Source organism: Chryseobacterium joostei (assembly GCF_003815775.1).
GTDB classification, from domain to species: Bacteria; Bacteroidota; Bacteroidia; order Flavobacteriales; family Weeksellaceae; genus Chryseobacterium; species Chryseobacterium joostei.
Window position 1 is genome coordinate 3,102,122 of record NZ_CP033926.1, and the last position, 18,591, is coordinate 3,120,712.

Annotated in this window: 19 protein-coding genes; 16 read left to right on the forward strand and 3 right to left on the reverse strand. The window is 36.3% G+C overall.

Annotated features, from left to right (window positions below):
- Position 1 precedes the first annotated feature (1 nt).
- The 3 genes from EG359_RS14050 to EG359_RS14060 are packed head-to-tail and all read left to right on the forward strand — an operon-like array spanning position 2 to position 1,398.
- A complete protein-coding gene (locus EG359_RS14050; protein WP_123867400.1) occupies positions 2–535 on the forward strand; it encodes an SH3 domain-containing protein in 534 nt (177 codons plus the stop codon).
- Between the two features lie 17 nt (positions 536–552).
- Positions 553–1,179: a PH domain-containing protein gene (locus EG359_RS14055; RefSeq protein WP_076352792.1), complete on the forward strand. Its 627-nt coding sequence runs from the start codon at positions 553–555 to the stop codon at positions 1,177–1,179.
- Between the two features lie 3 nt (positions 1,180–1,182).
- The gene (locus EG359_RS14060) at positions 1,183–1,398 is read left to right on the forward strand and encodes a TM2 domain-containing protein (protein ID WP_076352793.1); all 216 of its coding nucleotides are present in this window, start codon (positions 1,183–1,185) and stop codon (positions 1,396–1,398) included.
- Positions 1,399–1,509: 111 nt separating this feature from the next.
- On the opposite strand, the gene EG359_RS14065 is transcribed toward EG359_RS14060, so the two are convergent.
- The 3 genes from EG359_RS14065 to EG359_RS14075 form a co-directional block, all read right to left on the reverse strand.
- The gene (locus EG359_RS14065) at positions 1,510–1,962 is read right to left on the reverse strand and encodes a GNAT family N-acetyltransferase (protein ID WP_076352794.1); all 453 of its coding nucleotides are present in this window, start codon (positions 1,960–1,962) and stop codon (positions 1,510–1,512) included.
- Positions 1,952–2,578, reverse strand: coding sequence for a ribosome biogenesis GTP-binding protein YihA/YsxC (gene yihA, locus EG359_RS14070; protein WP_076352795.1), 627 nt, complete (start codon positions 2,576–2,578; stop codon positions 1,952–1,954). The genes EG359_RS14065 and yihA overlap by 11 nt, the downstream gene beginning before the upstream one ends.
- A gap of 63 nt (positions 2,579–2,641) precedes the next feature.
- Entirely contained in the window at positions 2,642–3,403 is a 762-nt protein-coding gene (locus EG359_RS14075) for an alpha/beta fold hydrolase (protein WP_076352796.1), read from the reverse strand.
- A gap of 272 nt (positions 3,404–3,675) precedes the next feature.
- On the opposite strand from EG359_RS14075, the gene mraZ reads away from it, so the two are divergent.
- From mraZ to ftsA, 13 genes are all read left to right on the forward strand, one after another.
- Complete coding sequence (gene mraZ / locus EG359_RS14080; RefSeq protein ID WP_076352797.1) at positions 3,676–4,134, forward strand: division/cell wall cluster transcriptional repressor MraZ; 459 nt, start codon at positions 3,676–3,678, stop codon at positions 4,132–4,134.
- 47 nt (positions 4,135–4,181) lie between these two features.
- Positions 4,182–5,075, forward strand: a complete 894-nt coding sequence (gene rsmH, locus EG359_RS14085; RefSeq protein ID WP_076352798.1) for a 16S rRNA (cytosine(1402)-N(4))-methyltransferase RsmH — start codon at positions 4,182–4,184, stop codon at positions 5,073–5,075.
- 39 nt (positions 5,076–5,114) lie between these two features.
- The gene (locus tag EG359_RS14090) at positions 5,115–5,480 is read left to right on the forward strand and encodes an FtsL-like putative cell division protein (RefSeq protein WP_076352799.1); all 366 of its coding nucleotides are present in this window, start codon (positions 5,115–5,117) and stop codon (positions 5,478–5,480) included.
- Positions 5,464–7,455 (forward strand): penicillin-binding transpeptidase domain-containing protein, encoded by a 1,992-nt coding sequence (locus tag EG359_RS14095; protein ID WP_076352800.1) that lies wholly within the window; start codon positions 5,464–5,466, stop codon positions 7,453–7,455. The genes EG359_RS14090 and EG359_RS14095 overlap by 17 nt, the downstream gene beginning before the upstream one ends.
- A 65-nt stretch (positions 7,456–7,520) precedes the next feature.
- Positions 7,521–8,981, forward strand: a complete 1,461-nt coding sequence (locus EG359_RS14100) for a UDP-N-acetylmuramoyl-L-alanyl-D-glutamate--2,6-diaminopimelate ligase (protein WP_076352801.1) — start codon at positions 7,521–7,523, stop codon at positions 8,979–8,981.
- Positions 8,982–9,025: 44 nt separating this feature from the next.
- A complete protein-coding gene (gene mraY / locus EG359_RS14105; RefSeq protein WP_076352802.1) occupies positions 9,026–10,267 on the forward strand; it encodes a phospho-N-acetylmuramoyl-pentapeptide-transferase in 1,242 nt (413 codons plus the stop codon).
- A gap of 86 nt (positions 10,268–10,353) precedes the next feature.
- A complete protein-coding gene (murD, locus tag EG359_RS14110) occupies positions 10,354–11,679 on the forward strand; it encodes a UDP-N-acetylmuramoyl-L-alanine--D-glutamate ligase (protein ID WP_076352803.1) in 1,326 nt (441 codons plus the stop codon).
- Positions 11,680–11,736: 57 nt separating this feature from the next.
- Positions 11,737–12,975, forward strand: coding sequence for an FtsW/RodA/SpoVE family cell cycle protein (locus EG359_RS14115; RefSeq protein WP_076352804.1), 1,239 nt, complete (start codon positions 11,737–11,739; stop codon positions 12,973–12,975).
- A 32-nt stretch (positions 12,976–13,007) separates the two neighbouring features.
- Positions 13,008–14,105, forward strand: coding sequence for an undecaprenyldiphospho-muramoylpentapeptide beta-N-acetylglucosaminyltransferase (gene murG / locus EG359_RS14120; RefSeq protein ID WP_076352805.1), 1,098 nt, complete (start codon positions 13,008–13,010; stop codon positions 14,103–14,105).
- A gap of 74 nt (positions 14,106–14,179) precedes the next feature.
- On the forward strand, positions 14,180–15,538 hold the full coding sequence (gene murC / locus EG359_RS14125) for a UDP-N-acetylmuramate--L-alanine ligase (protein ID WP_076352806.1): 1,359 nt from the start codon (positions 14,180–14,182) through the stop codon (positions 15,536–15,538).
- 176 nt (positions 15,539–15,714) lie between these two features.
- Complete coding sequence (locus tag EG359_RS14130; protein ID WP_076352807.1) at positions 15,715–16,092, forward strand: GxxExxY protein; 378 nt, start codon at positions 15,715–15,717, stop codon at positions 16,090–16,092.
- Between the two features lie 64 nt (positions 16,093–16,156).
- A complete protein-coding gene (locus EG359_RS14135) occupies positions 16,157–17,134 on the forward strand; it encodes a cell division protein FtsQ/DivIB (RefSeq protein ID WP_076352808.1) in 978 nt (325 codons plus the stop codon).
- A 67-nt stretch (positions 17,135–17,201) separates the two neighbouring features.
- The gene (gene ftsA / locus EG359_RS14140; protein ID WP_076352809.1) at positions 17,202–18,587 is read left to right on the forward strand and encodes a cell division protein FtsA; all 1,386 of its coding nucleotides are present in this window, start codon (positions 17,202–17,204) and stop codon (positions 18,585–18,587) included.
- Positions 18,588–18,591 lie beyond the last annotated feature (4 nt).

The following is an 18,591-nucleotide window of genomic DNA, read 5'->3' on the forward strand; positions in this document are numbered from 1 at the left end:
CATGAATCTACTCATATCTATACTATTCTTCTGTTTTTTTGAGGGTATTTCAAGTTCTTCTCTATTATGGATAACAAAAGAAAGTGACCATCATGGTGGAAAATGTACTGGCTCTACCTATTGCACTGCCTGTTCCAATTGCTCTAGATGTGGGCATTGTTCAGGTGGAGGAACCTGCGGTGTATGTAAAAGTAATTTTTCACCAACAACTATACCATCTAAACGTAGCCCATCAAAGAAATCTAGCTCTAGAAGCAAGTCTGACTCTTATTATAAACCCAATAGTAAGGGTAGCTCTACAAAAATTCCAAAGTCTTCCATTGAAGATTTAAGTATTAATCTTACCTTAAATAGTATTATCATTTCCAATCGTGCTACAAAAATTTTTGAAAAACAATCTTTTAAATCAAAAATAATAGAAACAGTATCGAAAAATACTTCTTTAATCAAAATTTCAAAAAATAGTTCATGGTATAAAGTAAAAGTACAAAAGTCAGGAAAAGTAGGATATATAAATAGCAATGACATCCAATAACTAAAAAACAAAATAATATGAACTTAAAACAATTTTTAAACGAAGAGCAAGATCCAAAAGCAGTAGAAAGGATTTTAGAAAAAATCAACAGCCTTCTGACATCACAGGAATTTGTAGAATATATTGCAGTTCAAAAAAAACCTGTAATGAACTTTTCTCCCGACTGTATTGCACTTACCAACAGACGGATTATTTTCTGCAGACCTAAAACATTTGGTTTGTCCATGGATTTTCAGGATTATAGTTGGGTGGATGTTGCAGATTGTCACATTAAGGAAAGTGTTTTTGGAGCTACATTTTTCATGAAAACAATAAGAGGGCTTACCAATATGATGGACTATCTCCCTAAAAACCAAGCTAGAAAACTCTATCAATTTGCTCAGGAAATTGAGGAACAAATGAGAGGCCTAAGAAGAGAAAAAGAGCTTGAAACTCGAAGAGCTTCTGCAGGTGGGGTCACTGTAAACAATGCTACACCAATTATTGCCCAACATCAGCAATTTCAACATCAGCAAAAACCACTTTTAATAGAAAATGAAGATCCTTTTGCTCTTTTACAAAAGTTAAAAGGTTTAATGGAAAATGGAATAATTTCCACAAATGAGTTTGAAGAAAAAAAGAATGAAATTTTATCAAGAGTTTAAGCCATGAAGTCAAAATTTACAGCCACTATACTTGCTTTGTTTTTAGGAGGATTGGGCATCCATAGATTTTATTTGGGACAAAACATTAAAGGCATTTTATATCTTTTATTTTTTTGGACTTTTGTTCCTGCATTGATTGCTTTTTTTGATTTCTTAATTTTTATAACAATGTCTGAAGAGCGTTTCAATTACAAATACAATCTTCAAACTGGATTTTAAAATAAAGGATCTTAATAGATATCATTCTTTAATAGTTTTGTTGACTTATCTTATTATAAAAAACACTCAACATATATAACAAAAAAGGTAGTTCAGCTGAACTACCTTTTTTTATCTTTTTATCATTTCCGTATGCGGAATATCGTCTTCTAAGTATTTGTTTCCGGTATCTTCAAAACCAAATCCAGTATAGAATCTCAATAGATAATCCTGTGCTGATATTCTGATTTCAGAAGTACGAAAGCGATTTTCTATTGTTTCTACAGCATATTGTATTAATTGTTTTCCCAAGCTTTTACCCCTAGCCTTTTCAGTGGTCAGAACTCTTCCAATAGAGGTTTCATCATATTTTATTCCCTTATTGAAAATACGGCAATAGGCAAGAACCTCACCATTTTCTTCAGCCCAGATGTGAACCGCTTTCTGATCATAGTTATCCAGATCAGGATAAGGACAATTCTGCTCAATAACAAAAACATCTATACGAGCTTTCAATATTGAATACAGCTCCGGAACGGTAAACTCATCAAAGGTTTTTATTTTCCAGATAATATTACTGCTCATCGAAGCTTACACTATTTTGAGTTAAAAAGTCGTTCGTCTTTTCTATGAAGTTCAGAATCTCATCACCACCCGTTTTCTTTTCCGCTGAGGTAATATACAGCTCAGGAAGGTCTTCCCATGTCTTATGAAGTTCTGTCTTATAATTTTCAAAGTTTTTAATAATTTCACTCGGTTTTAACTTATCTGACTTTGTAAAGACTATTGAAAAAGGAACTCCACTTTCTCCACACCATTGGATGAACTCCAGATCAATTTTCTGCGGATTGTGTCTAGAATCTACCAACACAAAAAGGTTCACCAGATTTCTTCTGTTCAGAATATAATTCGTAATCAACTTTTCAAAGTCTTTTCGAATGGACTTTGAAACCTTTGCATATCCATATCCGGGTAAATCAGTAAGGTACCAGTTTTCATTCACTAGAAAATGATTGATCAGCTGAGTTTTTCCCGGAGTTCCCGAAGTTTTAGCCAAATCTTTATGATTCATCATTGCATTGATCAGCGAAGACTTTCCTACATTAGATCTTCCGATAAAAGCATATTCAGGCATAGTAGGTTCCGGACAATCCTGCCATTTTCCACTACTTTTTACGAACGTTGCTGTCTTAATAACCATTTTGAAAATATTTTAGAAAAATAAACCACTAAGAAAAGCTCTTAATGGTCATTTATTATGTATTTAAACTTTATCTTTTATCCAGTTGTACAGGATTTCATTGAAATCATCCGGTTTCTCCATCATGGCAGCATGGCCACAGTGATCAATCCAGAATAAATCTGAATTAGGAATAAACTTATGCATGTCTTCCGCTACTTCCGGAGGAGTTACATTATCCTGTTTTCCCCAAATCAGACAGGTAGGAGTCAAAATCTTAGGAAGATCATTCAGCATGTTGTGCTTAATGGCACTTCTTGCTAACATTACCGTTTTTATTCCTTTCATCCTATCATTTACCACCCCAAAAACTTCATCTACAAGATCTTCAGTAGCCACTTTAGGATCATAGAAAACCTCTTCAGTTTTCTTTCTTATGTAAGACTTATCGTTTTTCCTTGGAAAGCTATCTCCAAAAGTTCTTTCATATAAACCAGAACTTCCAGTCAAAACAAGATTCTTTACCAAATCCGGTCTTGCCAACGTAAGAATAAGTCCCACGTGTCCTCCCATCGAGTTTCCTACAATCGTTACAGGGCCAGAAATATGGCTCTCTATAAACTTGATGATATATTTTGCTAAAGTGGTAAGATTCGTATTGAGTACTGGCAAATCGTAGATTGGCAGCTGAGGAACATAAACCTTATACCCTCTCTCCGAAAAAAAATCTACCATCTTATCGAAATTGCTCAAACCACCCATTAACCCGTGCAACAGCACTAATGGATGTCCTTCCCCTGCCTCTATATAGGAGTATTTCTTTTCTTTTTTTGTACTAAATATCATAAAACGCCTTAATAAAGCCTTGCAAAAATACAAATTAAACCTCAAAAATATTTTGATTACCCTAATTTAAGATAAAAATAATACAATATTCTCCTTTTTAACTTTTTTTTTAAAAACCGCTTTACTATGGCTTAAATAACAGTTTTAACAACCCCTTACATATCAGCAAATTACATTCTTGGAATTCAATCTTTAATAAAACTTATTAACATTGAGTCAAAAAGTGGGAAAAAGTGGGAAATTTTGGAAATTATTATATAAATTTGTCCCAAATGAAAAATTTCATTGGAACATATGAGTGTAAAATTGACGACAAAGGCCGCCTAAAAGTTCCCTCATCTTTAATCAAACAGATGGAAAACTTCGAGGACAAAGCATTTGTAGTCAAAAGATCTGTGTTCCAACCTTGTCTGGAGGTCTATCCAATGAATGCATGGGATAAACTTATGGGCAAAATTAATAAACTGAACAGGTTCATTAAAAAGAATGCTGATTTCATACGAATGTTTACGGCAGGAGTAAAAACAGTAGAATTGGACAACGCAGGAAGATTACAGATTTCCAAAGACTTAATGAGTTTTGCAAATCTTCAGAAAGATACGGTAATCACCAGCGCAGGAGAACTTTTCGAAATTTGGGATAAAGAAGCCTACGAAAAAGTGATCTCCACCAATGAAACCGATTTTGCCAGCCTTGCCGAGGATGTGATGGGCTCTTTCGATGAAGAATAAGCGGTATCAGTTATTAAGATTATATTAAACAAAAAACACAATTAAGCATGTATCATAACCCCGTTTTGTTGAAGCAGAGTGTTGATGATTTGGTAACGAATCCTGACGGAATATATGTGGACTGCACCTTTGGGGGTGGCGGACACTCGAGGGAGATTTTGAGCAGACTTTCTGATAAAGGAAGATTGTTCAGCTTTGACCAGGATCTCGATGCGCTTAAAAATACAATTGATGACCCTAGGTTTACATTGGTAAATCAGAATTTCAGATTTCTGGAAAACTCATTACTAATGTATGGAGCACCTCAGGTGGATGGCGTTTTGGCTGACCTTGGAGTTTCATCTCATCAGTTTGATGAGGCAGACAGAGGTTTCTCTACAAGAAGCAACGCTCCTTTGGATATGAGAATGAATGTGATGCAGAGCCTTGATGCCAAAAGAGTGATTAATGAATATGGAGAGGAAGAGCTTGCAGATATCTTTTATCACTACGGAGAATTAAGGGAAGCAAGAAAATTGGCAAGAGAAATTGCTCATCATAGAAAAACAAAAACTATAGAAACCACAGAGGATTTAAAAAAGCTTTTTAGCTATATTCCTCCTCACAAGGTTAATAAATTCTATGCTCAGCTTTTTCAGGCGGTAAGAATAGAAGTAAACCAGGAGCTTGAAGTGTTAAAGGAAATGCTTCTTCAGGCTTACAATGTTTTAAAACCTGAAGGAAGATTGGTAGTAATTTCTTATCATTCCTTAGAGGACCGATTGGTAAAAAGATTCCTGAAAAACGGAATGTTTGAGGGAGAGCCGACAAGAGATATCTACGGAAATTATAAAAAGGCATTTGAATTGATAAAGAGTAAAGCGATTATCCCCGATGATAAGGAAATTGAAGAAAACTCAAGAGCAAGAAGTGCAAAAATGAGAACCGGAATAAAATTATAAAGCAACAGTGAATTCACTGCAAAGCAAATTGAAATAAAATTGGCAAAAAGAACAACAAATCGCCCACAGAAGAGACTCACTTTTATAGACATTATAAAAGGAAACTTTCTGAATCGTGATGAGATCAAAATACATTACAGGTATTTTCTCTTGTTGTTTATCTTGATGATGGCCATGATTTATAGTAATCACCTCGTCAACAAGAAAATTAGAATTGTAAACGCCTTAAAGGAAGAAACAGAAGAATATAAATCGAGAAACGCTTACGCTCAAAGTAAGCTGATCAAGGTAAAAATGGAATCAGAGCTGGGGAAAGAGGTTGCCCGGGACTCATTAATGACCCTGGAAAACCATCCTCATAAATTGCTAATAAAACTGGACAGTACAGATGCAAAAGCAAAATGAATACGACAATAAGCGTAAAAAAACTTTACGATGGGGCTACCTCTTTGCAGTGGTAGCTTTGTGCGTGTTTGTAATGTTCCTGGCAAGGATTGTAATTCTTCAGAATACCAATGTTCAGGAGATTAAGGATGATTACATTAATAAAAACTATCGTGAAGCCACTTTAAAGGCTGCCCGTGGTAATTTATTCGCTTCAGATGGATCCATTTTGGCAACAACCGTGATGCGCTACGACATCTATCTTGACTTCAAAACGATGAAAGATACGATCTACAGCAACAACATCGGGGCTTTAACGGATTCTTTGAGTAAAATGTTCGGAAAATCCAGAGGAGAGTTCAGACAAAAATTTGACGAACAGAAGAAAAAGAAAAACCAATACTATACCTTAGTAAAAGGACTTGATTTTGATCAATACGACAGAATCCGAAAGTTTCCAATCTTCAAAAGAGGTAAAAATAAAGGGGGGTTCATTGTTGACAGAAACTACAAAAGAGAACTTGCTACCTCAGAAATTGGAGCAGGAACCATTGGTATAGACAACGGAGAGCTTAGATCCGGTCTGGAGGGGGCTTTTTCAAAGTATTTAACCGGTACTGACGGAAAAAGATTAGAACAGAGAATCAATTCTTCACAATGGAAGCCTATTGACTTTTGGAAAGTTCAGGAACCTGTGGATGGAGAAGATGTATACACTACCTTAGACCTTAGAATTCAAGATATTGCACACTCTGCACTGGAGAAACAACTGATTCATTACGAAGCAAAACACGGTACCGTAATCGTTATGGAAGTTGAAACCGGAAAGGTGCGCGCTTTGGTTAATCTAAGAAGAACAGAAGATGGCGAATACGAAGACTCTTACAACTATGCCTTAAAAGACAACATTGAACCGGGATCCACATTCAAGACTATTTCTCTGTTAGCAGCAATGGATGATGGTTTCATCGATGAAAATACAACCGTAAATGTAGGAAATGGCGTTTGGACGTATGCCAAGCAGAGAATTTCTGACGGTCACGGCGGTGGAACTTATGACATCAGTGATGTATTGGCTAAATCCAGTAACGTAGGAACCTCCAAGCTGATTACAAAATATTATGCAGAGAAACCACAGATCTTCCTTGACCATTTAAAGCGTTGGAAATTATTCGACAAAATGGACATCGAACTTCCGGGAATTACAAAACCTAAGATTCTAACTCCTGAAAATAAAAGATGGAACGCCGCTACACTGGCTTCTATCTCTTATGGTTACTCCTCAAACGTTAACCTATTACAGCTAACAACGTTCTACAACGGAGTTGCCAATGGAGGTAAAATGCTTAAGCCATTATTCATCGATAAAATCATGAAAGACGGAAAGGTAATGTACAATGCAAAGCCTGAAGTTATGGTAAACAAAATGGCCTCAGAAAAAGCCATTAAAATGATGACAAGCGCCTTAACCAAGGCTGTAGAAAAAGGAACAGGACGAAGCATCTTCACACCCAACCTGAAAATGGCAGGAAAAACAGGAACTGCAAGGTTTGAATACTGGCTTCCTGGCCCAATGAAGTACCGCGCATCATTTGCAGGATTTTATCCCGCAGATGCTCCAAAATATACTTGCTATGTAATGGTAAGCGAACCTAATACATCAATAGGATTCTATGGAGGACCGGTAGCAGCGCCGGTATTTAAGGAAATTGCAGGAAAAACATTCCTGAAAACTCCTCAGAATATTGAAAAAGAAATGCTTGTAGACAAAAAGGTAAACCTTAGCAAAATGGTTGAGCCGAATGTGAAAGTAGCAGTTAATAACAAGCAGATGCCTAGTGTAGTAGGGTTAATCGGGAAAAATGTTATTCCACAATTGGAAAACCTAGGCTACCGAGTTGACTACAAGGGAGTTGGAAGAATAAAAGAACAATTCCCGTTGGAAGGCACTACCATCAGTAAAAACCAGAGAATATATTTATCTCTGCAAAATTAAAAATTAGAAGAACCCGTCCCAAAAGGGCGATTTAACAAAAATAGGACGAAATCCTATTGATAAAAATGACAGTAACAGAATTAGTAAACAGAATTCCAGTAGTAGAAATTCACGGTGATAGTAACCGTGAGGTTTCTGAATTGGTATTCGACAGCAGAAAGGTTTCGGAGAACTCTCTTTACATCGCCATGAGAGGTACGGTTGTGGATGGACATACATTCATAGCATCCTCTATTGAAAAAGGAGCAACAACCATTGTATGTGAAGAATTTCCTGAAACATTAGCAGAAAACGTAACCTATGTAAAGGTAAAAGACTCTGCTAAGACATTAGGCCACCTTGCTTCCAACTTCTACGGAAATCCGTCTCAGAAACTTAAGCTGATAGGAGTTACAGGAACCAACGGAAAGACCTCTGTCTCTACTCTGCTTTTTGATGTTTTCACCAATCTGGGCTACCCTTCTGCGTTACTTTCAACTGTTGAAATCAGAATCGGGGAAGAAATTATTCCGGCAACCCACACCACTCCGGATGTGATTACCATCAACAAAATCTTAGCTGAAGCTGTTGAAAAAGGTTGTGAATTTGCCTTCATGGAAGTAAGCTCTCATGGAATTGCTCAAAACAGAATTGAAGGACTTCACTTCAAGGTAGCAGGCTTTACAAACCTTACCCACGATCATTTAGATTATCATAAAACCTTTGAAGAATATTTAAAAACAAAGAAAAGATTCTTCGATGGACTGGAAGATACAGCCGTTGCCATCACCAATCTAGATGACAAGAACGGAAATGTCATGCTTCAAAACACAAAGGCTAAAAAGAAGTCTTATGCTTTGAAAACGATGGCGGATTACCATGGAAAACTACTGGAAGTTGATTTCAACGGAATGTTGGTGAATTTCAATGGAAAAGAACTTTGGACAACATTGACAGGTAAATTCAATGTTTACAACTTATTATTGGTCTTCGGAATTGCTGCTGAGCTAGGATTTGAACAAGATGAAATTCTTCAGGCTATCAGTAAGCTGAAAAGAGTTTCGGGAAGATTTGAGACATTCAAGTCAGACGGAGGAATTTTCTTTATTGTAGATTATGCCCACACTCCGGATGCGTTGGAAAACATTCTGGATAGCATTAATGATATCAGAACAAAAAACGAAAGATTAATAACAGTTTTCGGATGCGGAGGAGACAGAGATCACTCCAAAAGACCTGAAATGGGAAATATTGCCACTAAAAAATCAACTTTGGCTATCATCACTTCAGATAATCCGAGAACAGAAGATCCCGCACAAATTATTAAGGAGATTGAAGCGGGGGTTGAACCTCAAAACTTCAGCAAATACACTTCAATTCCGGACAGAAAAGAAGCCATAAAAATGGCCATAAAGTTTGCAGAACCTAAAGATATTGTTCTCGTAGCCGGAAAAGGCCACGAAACTTATCAGGAGATAAATGGTGTAAAACATCATTTTGATGACAAAGAGACAATCAATGAGCTTTGGAGATTAATGTCTAAATAGATTGAAAGATTAAACTCATTTAAAGATTTAAATTAAAAAGAAACATGCTATACTATCTATACGAATATCTAACCGACCATGGAATTCACGTTCCGGGATTAGGAATGTTGAAATACATCTCCTTCCGTGCCGGAATGGCTGTACTGTTCTCTTTAATTATTGCTCTTGTCTACGGTAAAAGAGTAATCAATTACCTTAGAACAAAGCAGATGGGTGAATTAGTACGTGACCTTGGATTAGACGGACAGAAGCAAAAAGAAGGAACTCCTACCATGGGAGGTCTTATCATCATTTTGGCAACCATTATTCCGGTATTGCTGTTTACAAGAATCGCCAATGTCTATATCGTATTGTTACTTGTTTCCATGTTTTGGATGGGGGCTATTGGATTTTTGGATGATTATTTAAAGAAAATCAAGAAAAATAAAGACGGACTTAGTGGTAAGTTTAAAATAGTAGGACAAGTTGGTTTAGGCTTAATTGTCGGAATTACAATGTATTTCCACCCGGATATCACCGTTAAAAGAAAGTATGCAGATGCAAAGGTGGTGAACAGAAACAATGTAGAGCAAAACTTTATGCCTACAGAAAAAATTACCGTTTCCACCGTTCCATTCGCAAAGAACAATGAATTTGATTATAGCGGAATACTGTTTTGGATGAATGAAAAAGATGCCCACGAATGGGCATGGATTGTCTTTATACCCATAGTTATCTTCATTGTAACAGCTGTTTCAAATGGAGCCAATATCACCGATGGAATAGATGGCCTCGCCGCAGGAACCAGTGCCATTATACTGCTCACCCTCGCCCTCTTTGCCTATCTTTCCGGGAACATCATCTTTGCAGATTATCTGAATATCATGTTCCTTCCGAATATGGGAGAAACCACCATTTTTGCAGTTGCCATGGTGGGTGCTGTGATTGGATTCTTTTGGTACAATACCTATCCTGCTCAGGTTTTCATGGGAGATACGGGAAGCTTAATGCTGGGAGGAGTAATTGCTGTTTTAGCAATTATTTTAAGAAAAGAACTGTTGATTCCTGTTTTATGCGGAATCTTCTTAATTGAAAACCTATCCGTAATGCTACAGGTTATCGTTTTCAAATACAGAAAAAGAAAATACGGGTTGGAATATGCCCAAAACAATAGATTATTCAAAATGTCACCATTACACCACCATTATCAGAAAGACGGATTTCACGAAAGTAAAATCGTTAACAGAATGATTATCATAGGAGTAATACTGGCAATTGTTTGTCTGATCACACTAAAAATGAGATAATTTTTGTAAAAAGTAGAAAGTACTGATGTAAGGACACCAAACGCATTGTACGTTTTACATTTTACATTTTACAAAAAAGATTAAATATGAAAATAGTTGTTTTAGGAGGAGGAGAAAGCGGATGTGGAGCTGCTTATTTGGCAAAAAAGAAAGGTCTGGAAGTATTTCTTTCAGATAAAGGAGCCATTAAGGATAACTATAAACAGTTTCTTGCAGAAAATGAAATTGAATTTGAAGAAGGAAACCACGACGAAGAAAGAATCTTAAATGCAGATTGGATTGTAAAAAGCCCGGGAATTCCAAAAAAGGCTGAAATTATCTATAAAATTCATGAGAAAGGAATAAGACTTTCCTCAGAAATTGAATTTGCCTCTGAATTTACAGACGCAAAGATTATTGCCATCACAGGAAGCAACGGAAAAACAACGACCACTTCCCTGATCTACTACATCCTGAAAAACGACGGGTTAAATGTAGGTTTAGGAGGAAATATAGGATACAGCTTTGCAAAACAGGTTGCAGATGAAAACCACGAATATTATGTTTTGGAAGTAAGTTCTTTCCAATTAGATGATATTCAGAATTTCAGACCTTATATCTCTTTATTGTTGAACCTATCTCAGGATCACCTGGATCAGTACAACTACAACTATGAAGAATATGCCTTGGCAAAGTTCAGAATAACTGAAAACCAAGAGAATGACAATTTCTTCATCTACAACAAAGATGACGAAATGAGCAAAAACCTTCTTGAGAAGCTGGAAATAAAAGCGAAAATGATCCCCTTCTCTACAAAAGAAAAGCTGGAAGAAGGAGGTTTTGTCAACGAAGATCAAATTGTGGTAAAAATGAAGGATGAATTCTCAATGAAAGTTGAAGAATTATCCTTACTTGGAAACCATAATGTAGCTAATAGCCTAGCAGCTTCAATAGCTGGTAAAATACTGAAAATCAACAATGAAAGCATTAGACATTCCCTAATGACTTTTCAGGCAGTAGAACACAGGCTGGAGTTTGTAACTGAAATAGAGGGTGTTAAATACATCAACGACAGTAAGGCTACCAATGTGAATGCAACATATTATGCCCTGGAAAGCATGAAAACCCCAACCGTATGGATTGTGGGTGGATTAGATAAAGGAAATGACTATACAGAAATAGAGGATTTAGTTAAAAGAAAAGTAAAGGCAATTGTTTGCCTGGGAATTGACAATAAAAAGATTATAGATTTCTTCAAAGGAAAAAAGGAATTTATTTATGATACCTCCAGCATGGAAGAAGCCGTGAAAATATCCAAATCATTGGCTAAAAATGGCGAAACTGTTTTACTATCACCATGTTGTGCAAGCTTTGATTTATTCAAAAGCTATGAAGACAGAGGGCGTCAGTTTAAAGAACAAGTATTAAAATAAAATGTCGGATGTAAAAAGTACATTTTACTTTGTACATCATACATCAATACAAAAAATATGGACGAGCAGAACACAGAAAGCAGAGTTGAATTTCTAAAGGGCGATAAAGTACTTTGGATGGTCATTCTTGTGATCTCCATTTTCTCTATTTTCCCTGTTTATTCTGCAAGTTCAAATCTGGAATATATTGTTAATAACGGAACCACTACAGGCCACGTTATTAAGCATATGTTCTTTGTAGTCTTAGGGTTAGGAATCATGAGACTCGTAGGAACCGTAAAATATGAATACATCGGAAAGCTCAGCAGTATTCTGCTTGGCCTTATGATCGTTTTATTGGTTGTTACCATGTTTACCGGACAAACAATTGATGGAGCCAGTGCTTCCAGATGGCTGAAGATTCCGGGAACACCAATCTCTTTCCAGCCATCGTCTTTTGCATTCCTGATGCTAATCATCTATTTGTGTAGATATTTAACCAAAAAGATCACAAGAGAAAGGCTTCCTATAGAGAACATCATGTATATCTTTGGGCCTATTCTTCTCGTATTTGTTCTGGTTGCAAAAGATAACGGATCTACAGCATTAATGATCTTAATGGTTTCCGTGATTGTTCTAGTTATAGGACAGCTTCACTGGAAATACATTGCAGGCTTCATTTCTGCCTCGTTTATAGCCATTATATTGTTCTTACTAATCGCATTGAATACCAATATGATTGGTGGAAACCGTGTTCATACATGGATGAGCCGTATTGAAACCTTTACATCAAGCAAGGCAAAATCAGCAGATACCGATGATGAAAGCGTAAAAGCCAAGAATTATCAGGTAATGCAGGCCAAGGCAGCCATCGTTCACGGTGGGATTACCGGAATGGGACCTGGAAAAAGTGCATTAAAGCAAATGCTTCCTCAGTCTGCTTCCGACTTTATCTTCGCCGTAATTGTAGAAGAATATGGAGTAATCGGAGCAGCTTTTTTGATCAGTCTCTATCTGATCATGATGATACGGATTGTAATGATCGCCAGTAAAATGCCGGCATTCTTCGGATCCTTGCTCGTGCTCAGTCTCGGGGTAATGATCTTTATACAACTGGCGGTAAATATTGCCGTTGCTGTTAATCTGATCCCGGTAACAGGACAGCCTTTACCATTAATCAGTTACGGAGGAACCTCCATGCTGGTAACTTATTTACAGTTAGGAATTATCTTAAATATAAGCTCAAGAATTCAAATTTATGATGAAGAAGGAATGGGTAAAAAACAAAGTATAGCAGAAATAAACGATATCGCATAACCAAAAAGTAGGACAGAGTCCCATTAATTTAAATGAGCAAAAAACTAAAAATATTATTATCAGGCGGAGGAACAGGAGGACATATCTTCCCTGCCATCGCTATCGCGGATGAAATCAAGAAAAGATTTCCTGATGCAGAATTTTTGTTCATTGGAGCCAACGGAAAAATGGAAATGGAAAAAGTTCCTCAGGCTGGCTACAAAATAGAAGGAATAGATATCGCCGGAATCGACAGAGGAAACATGTTATCCAATTTGGGATTACCTTTCAAGATTTTGAAAAGTTTATCAAAGTCCAAAAAGATCATTAAAAACTTTGCTCCGGATTTTGCTGTTGGAACAGGTGGTTTTGCAAGTGGACCGGCTTTGTATGAGGCAAGTAAATTGGGCATTCCAATTTTTATTCAGGAACAGAACGCCCATGCGGGAGTAACCAATAAAATCCTAAGTAAAAAAGCAAAAGCTGTTTTTACAGCCTATCCAAAAGTAGAAGGTTTTCCAGCAGAAAAAATTAAGTTTCTGGGTAATCCTATTCGTGAAAACATTATTTCAGGAATGCAGGAAACCATTCAGGCAAAGGAAAAAATGGGATTAAATAAAGACAAGCTTACGATTCTTTCTGTAGGTGGATCTTTAGGATCCAGAACATTGAATAATGCCTGGAAGTCTCATTTAAAGGATATTTTAGACAAAAATTATCAGCTTATCTGGCAAACAGGAAAGCTTGATTATCAAGATATTTTAGAAGAAACAAAAGATACAGAAACCAGAAATATTCAGATCCTTGAATTTATCAAAGACATGGAACTGGCCTATTCTGCTGCAGATATCATCGTTTCAAGAGCCGGAGCCATAGCCATTTCAGAATTGGCTGTAGCACAAAAACCGGTATTATTGGTTCCTTTCCCTTTTGCAGCGGAAGATCACCAAACCAAAAACGCCATGAATCTGGTTGAAAAAAATGCAGCCAGAATGGTAAAAGACTCTGAAATGCAGGAAAAATTCTGGAATACATTATCAGAAATCTGCGAAAAAGAAAGTGTAAGAAAGGAAATGTCCGACAATCTGAAATATTTTGCCAAGCCAAATGCTGCAAAAGAGATTGTAGATGAGATATTTAAATTAATGTAAAAAGTAAAATTGTAAAAAATATTAATGAAAATCATCAATACTTTTTACATGAATACATCAATACAAGGAAAAGAATGAGCAATTTAGAAACATATCAAAATTTTTACTTCGTTGGAATCGGAGGTATCGGAATGAGTGCATTAGCGCGTTATTTCCACGCATCCGGAAAAAATGTATTGGGCTACGATAAAACCAATACCAAGCTTACTCAAAATCTAATGAACGAAGGAATTGATATTGTTTTCGAAGATCTTATTGACGAAAAAATCACTTCTCTTCAAAAAGAAAATACATTGATAATCTACACGCCGGCTATCAAAACGCTTGGAATTTTAGACTACTTCAATGAAAATCAGTTTGAGATCTTAAAACGCGCAAAAGTTTTAGGGTTAATCACAGAAAACACAGACTGTATTGCTATAGCAGGAACCCACGGAAAGACAACAACATCTACACTGGTTTCCCACTTATGTAAAGAAGCTAACTTACCGTTCTCATGTTTTTTGGGAGGTATTTCAGAGAACTTTAAATCAAACTTCCTATACAACGGCTCCACCTACTCCGTAGTAGAAGCAGATGAGTATGACAGAAGCTTCCTGAACCTTTCTCCGGACTGGGCAGTAGTAACTTCTACCGATGCAGACCATTTGGATATTTATGGTGATAAGAACCATATTGAAGAGGGCTTCAGACAATTTGCAGCACTAGTTCCGGAAGATAAAAAGTTATTTGTAAGAAAAGGAGTTGAAATCGGCAGAGGGCATCAAACCTACGCCGTGAATGAAAAGGCAGACTATTACTCAGATAACCTGCGTATGGATCATGATAAGATTTATTTTGACTTCCATACTCCCACAGAAACAATAAAAGATTTTGTTTGGGAAATACCTGGGATTCATAATGTAGAAAATGCAACAGTAGCATTAGCTATTTTACACAATTTGGGCGCAGATTTTGATACGCTGAAAAAGGCAATTGCCAATTTTAAAGGAATTAAGAGAAGATATACCAAACATATTTACGAAAACGGTAAAATTTATATTGATGACTACGCTCATCATCCAACGGAAATTAATGCCGTAGTGGGTTCTATCAAGACTTTTTATCCTGATAAAAAATTATTGGTTGTTTTCCAGCCCCATTTGTTCAGTAGAACAAGAGATTTTGCGGATGGATTTGCAGAAAGCCTAAGCAAGGCTGAAGAACTGATTTTACTGGATATCTATCCGGCAAGAGAGCTTCAGGGGAACTTTGAAGGAATTACTTCAAGTTGGTTATTGGAAAAAGTAACATTAGATAAAAAAGAAGTATCGAATTTATCCGATGCTTTTGAAAAAATAAAAGAAAAAGATTTTGACATCCTCCTTACAGTAGGTGCAGGAAACATTGATACCCTGTATGACCCTATTTGTGAATGGATTGAGAAAATTTGAATATAAACGCAATGCTCGCAAAGAAAAATATAAAATCGTTCGCAAAGGCGTTTCACTTAGCAAATGAGAAAACAAATTATATAAGTTATAGCCCTCGCTGACTGAAACGCCCTCGCGAACGGAAAAATAAACAGATTGCTTTGCGATCATAGCGTTAAACAAAAAACACAAAATGTATGATAGAAAATGAAATTTCAGAGATTGTTTTCAGTGCTGGAATGAAAATACATCGTACGCTTGGAATTGGACTTTATGAAAATGTATATGAAGAGTGCTTAGTTTATGAACTAAAAAATAGAGGATTGAATGTAGAAAGTCAAAAAAACATTGACATTGAATATGAAGAATTAAAGATATCTAAAGCGTTCAGAGTAGATTTATTAGTTGAAAACAAATTAATAATTGAAATAAAAGCAGTTCAGGAGATTAATGATTATCATTTTTTTCACCTTTTAAATTATTTAAGAATAACAAACATAAAACTCGGAATGATTTTGAACTTTCATTCAATGTTATTCAAAAATGGAGTAAAACGAGTTGTAAATAAATTGTAAAAATAATAATGTATTTACGTATTCATGAATACATTTTACATAAATACATGAATACAAAGAATGTATGAAAAATAAGTACAGAATATTAAAAATTGTTGTCACAGTAATCATCCTAGGATTGTTGCTGAGTTTCTCATTGAAGAGATTCGGCCGCCAGCAGATTACTGACAATAAGATTTCTGTAAAAATGAATGAAAAAACTCCGGTTTACTTTGTTGATGAAAAAGATATCAGAGAGATTGTAAAAAAGGAAAACCCATCTGGAAAAGTTGGGGAGCTTAATATTCCCGCATTAGAAAAAAAGATCAATTCACTTCCTGCCGTAGACAGTGCGAATGTCTACTTAAACTTAAACGGAAAGTTGAATCTGGATATCAAGCAGAGAGTTCCTGTTTTCAGACTCAATAAAGATGGAAAAGATTTCTATGTAGATGAGAAAGGAGTTGAATTTCCTATTTCAAAAACATATTCGCATCCATGTATGCTGGTTACAGGAGATGTACGGCCGGATGAATATGAGAAACTGGCAGAATTGGTCGGAAAAATTGACAAAGATGATTTCAGCAAGAAATTCTTTATTGGAATTTCAAAATATAAAGAAAGCTACAATCTTCTGACAAGCGAAGGAAATTACCGAGTAGAGATTGGAGATTTAGATAATATTGATTTTAAAGTAAAAGGATTTAAAACCTTTGTAGAAAAATATCTGGTATATCAGGATCCTCAAAAGTACAATATGGTTTCTGTAAAATATCAAAACCAGATTGTAACCACCCTAAACCCTTATTTCAAGGAAAACGACAGTATCCTGAAAGCAGGGAAACAGGAATTGGCTAAAGTTCCTACCTCAATGGCAACCACAAAAAAACAGGAAGCCAAGCCAAAGGCAACAGAAATAAAAAAAACAAATACAGCTTCGGCAAAACCGAAAGAAAGCGCAAAACCGAAAACACAACAAAAGGAAATAAAAAAAACAGATAAAAAAACAACGGCCCCGGCACAGTCCAAGCCAAAGCCGAAATCAAAGGTGAAAATAGAATAATTCAGCACAAAGTAGGACTCAGTCCTAATTATAGAAAAAGTAGAAAAAAATCAAATCGATATAAAAAATGGAAAATCAAGAGTATTCAGTAGGTCTGGACATCGGGACAACAAAGATAGTCGCGATTGTCGGAAGAAGGAATGCACACGGGAAAATAGAAGTTCTCGGTGTAGGAAAAGCTAAAAGTCTTGGTGTTCATAAAGGTATTGTGAATAATATTTCACAAACTATTAATTCAATCAAGGCCGCAGTTTCCGAAGCACAATCCAGTGCTGGAGTTCCTATCCGCAAAGTTACGGTAGGTATTGCTGGAAAACACATTCGTTCTCTGCAGCATTCCGATTATATTATGCGTGAACATCCGGATAAGTTTATTACAGATGATGACATTGAAGCATTAAAAGATCAGGTCAAGAAGCTCGTTATGCTTCCTGGAGAAGAAATTATCCATGTACTTCCACAAGAATATAAAGTAGATTCCGAAGGTGAAATTCAAGAGCCTGTAGGAATGCACGGTAAACGTTTAGAAGCTAACTTCCATGTTGTAGTTGGGCAGATGGGAAGCATCAGAAATATAGCAAGATGCGTTCGTGAAGCCGGGCTAGAAATGGAGGCCCTTACTTTGGAGCCATTAGCATCTTCCGAAGCCGTTCTTACCAAAGAAGAAAAAGAAGCAGGAGTAGCAATTGTAGATATTGGTGGTGGTACCACAGATATTGCTATCTTTAAAGATAATATCATCCGTCATACCTGTGTTATCCCTTATGGAGGCGGAATTATTACCGAAGATATCAAAGAAGGTTGTTCTATTATTGAAAAACATGCAGAACAATTGAAAGTAAAATTCGGTTCGGCTGTGCCAGAATTAGAAAAAGACAGTACTTTTGTAACAATTCCGGGGCTTCACGGCCGTCCAGATAAAGAAATTTCTTTAAAAACCCTTGCTCAGATCATCAACGCAAGAGTAGAAGAAGTTTTGGAAATGGTTAACACAGAATTGAAAGCCTATGGAGCTTTTGAGCAAAAGAAAAAACTGATTGCAGGAATCGTTTTGACTGGTGGTGGTTCAAACCTGAAACATCTACGTCAGTTAGCCAATTATACAACAGGTTTTGATAGCAGAATCGGTTTTGCAAACGAATATATTGCCAACGATAAGAATCAGTACCTGAAAGGCCCTGAATTTGCTACCTCTATTGGGTTACTAATGGAGAGTTTAAAGATCAGAGATAAGAGGCTGAATATAGATGAAGAAGTGGAACCAGTGGTAAATGAGCAGCCTAAACCTGAGACAACATCCGTACAGGCAGAAACTGTTCAGCCAATTCAGCAGGCAGTACCCGTTCAGGAACAACCCGTTTCCGATCAGAAACAGGAAAATAGAAGAGCGAAATTGACCTTTGGACAATCGCTTATGGAAAAAGTAAAAAAATTCTTTGAAGAAGTAGAATAAAGTA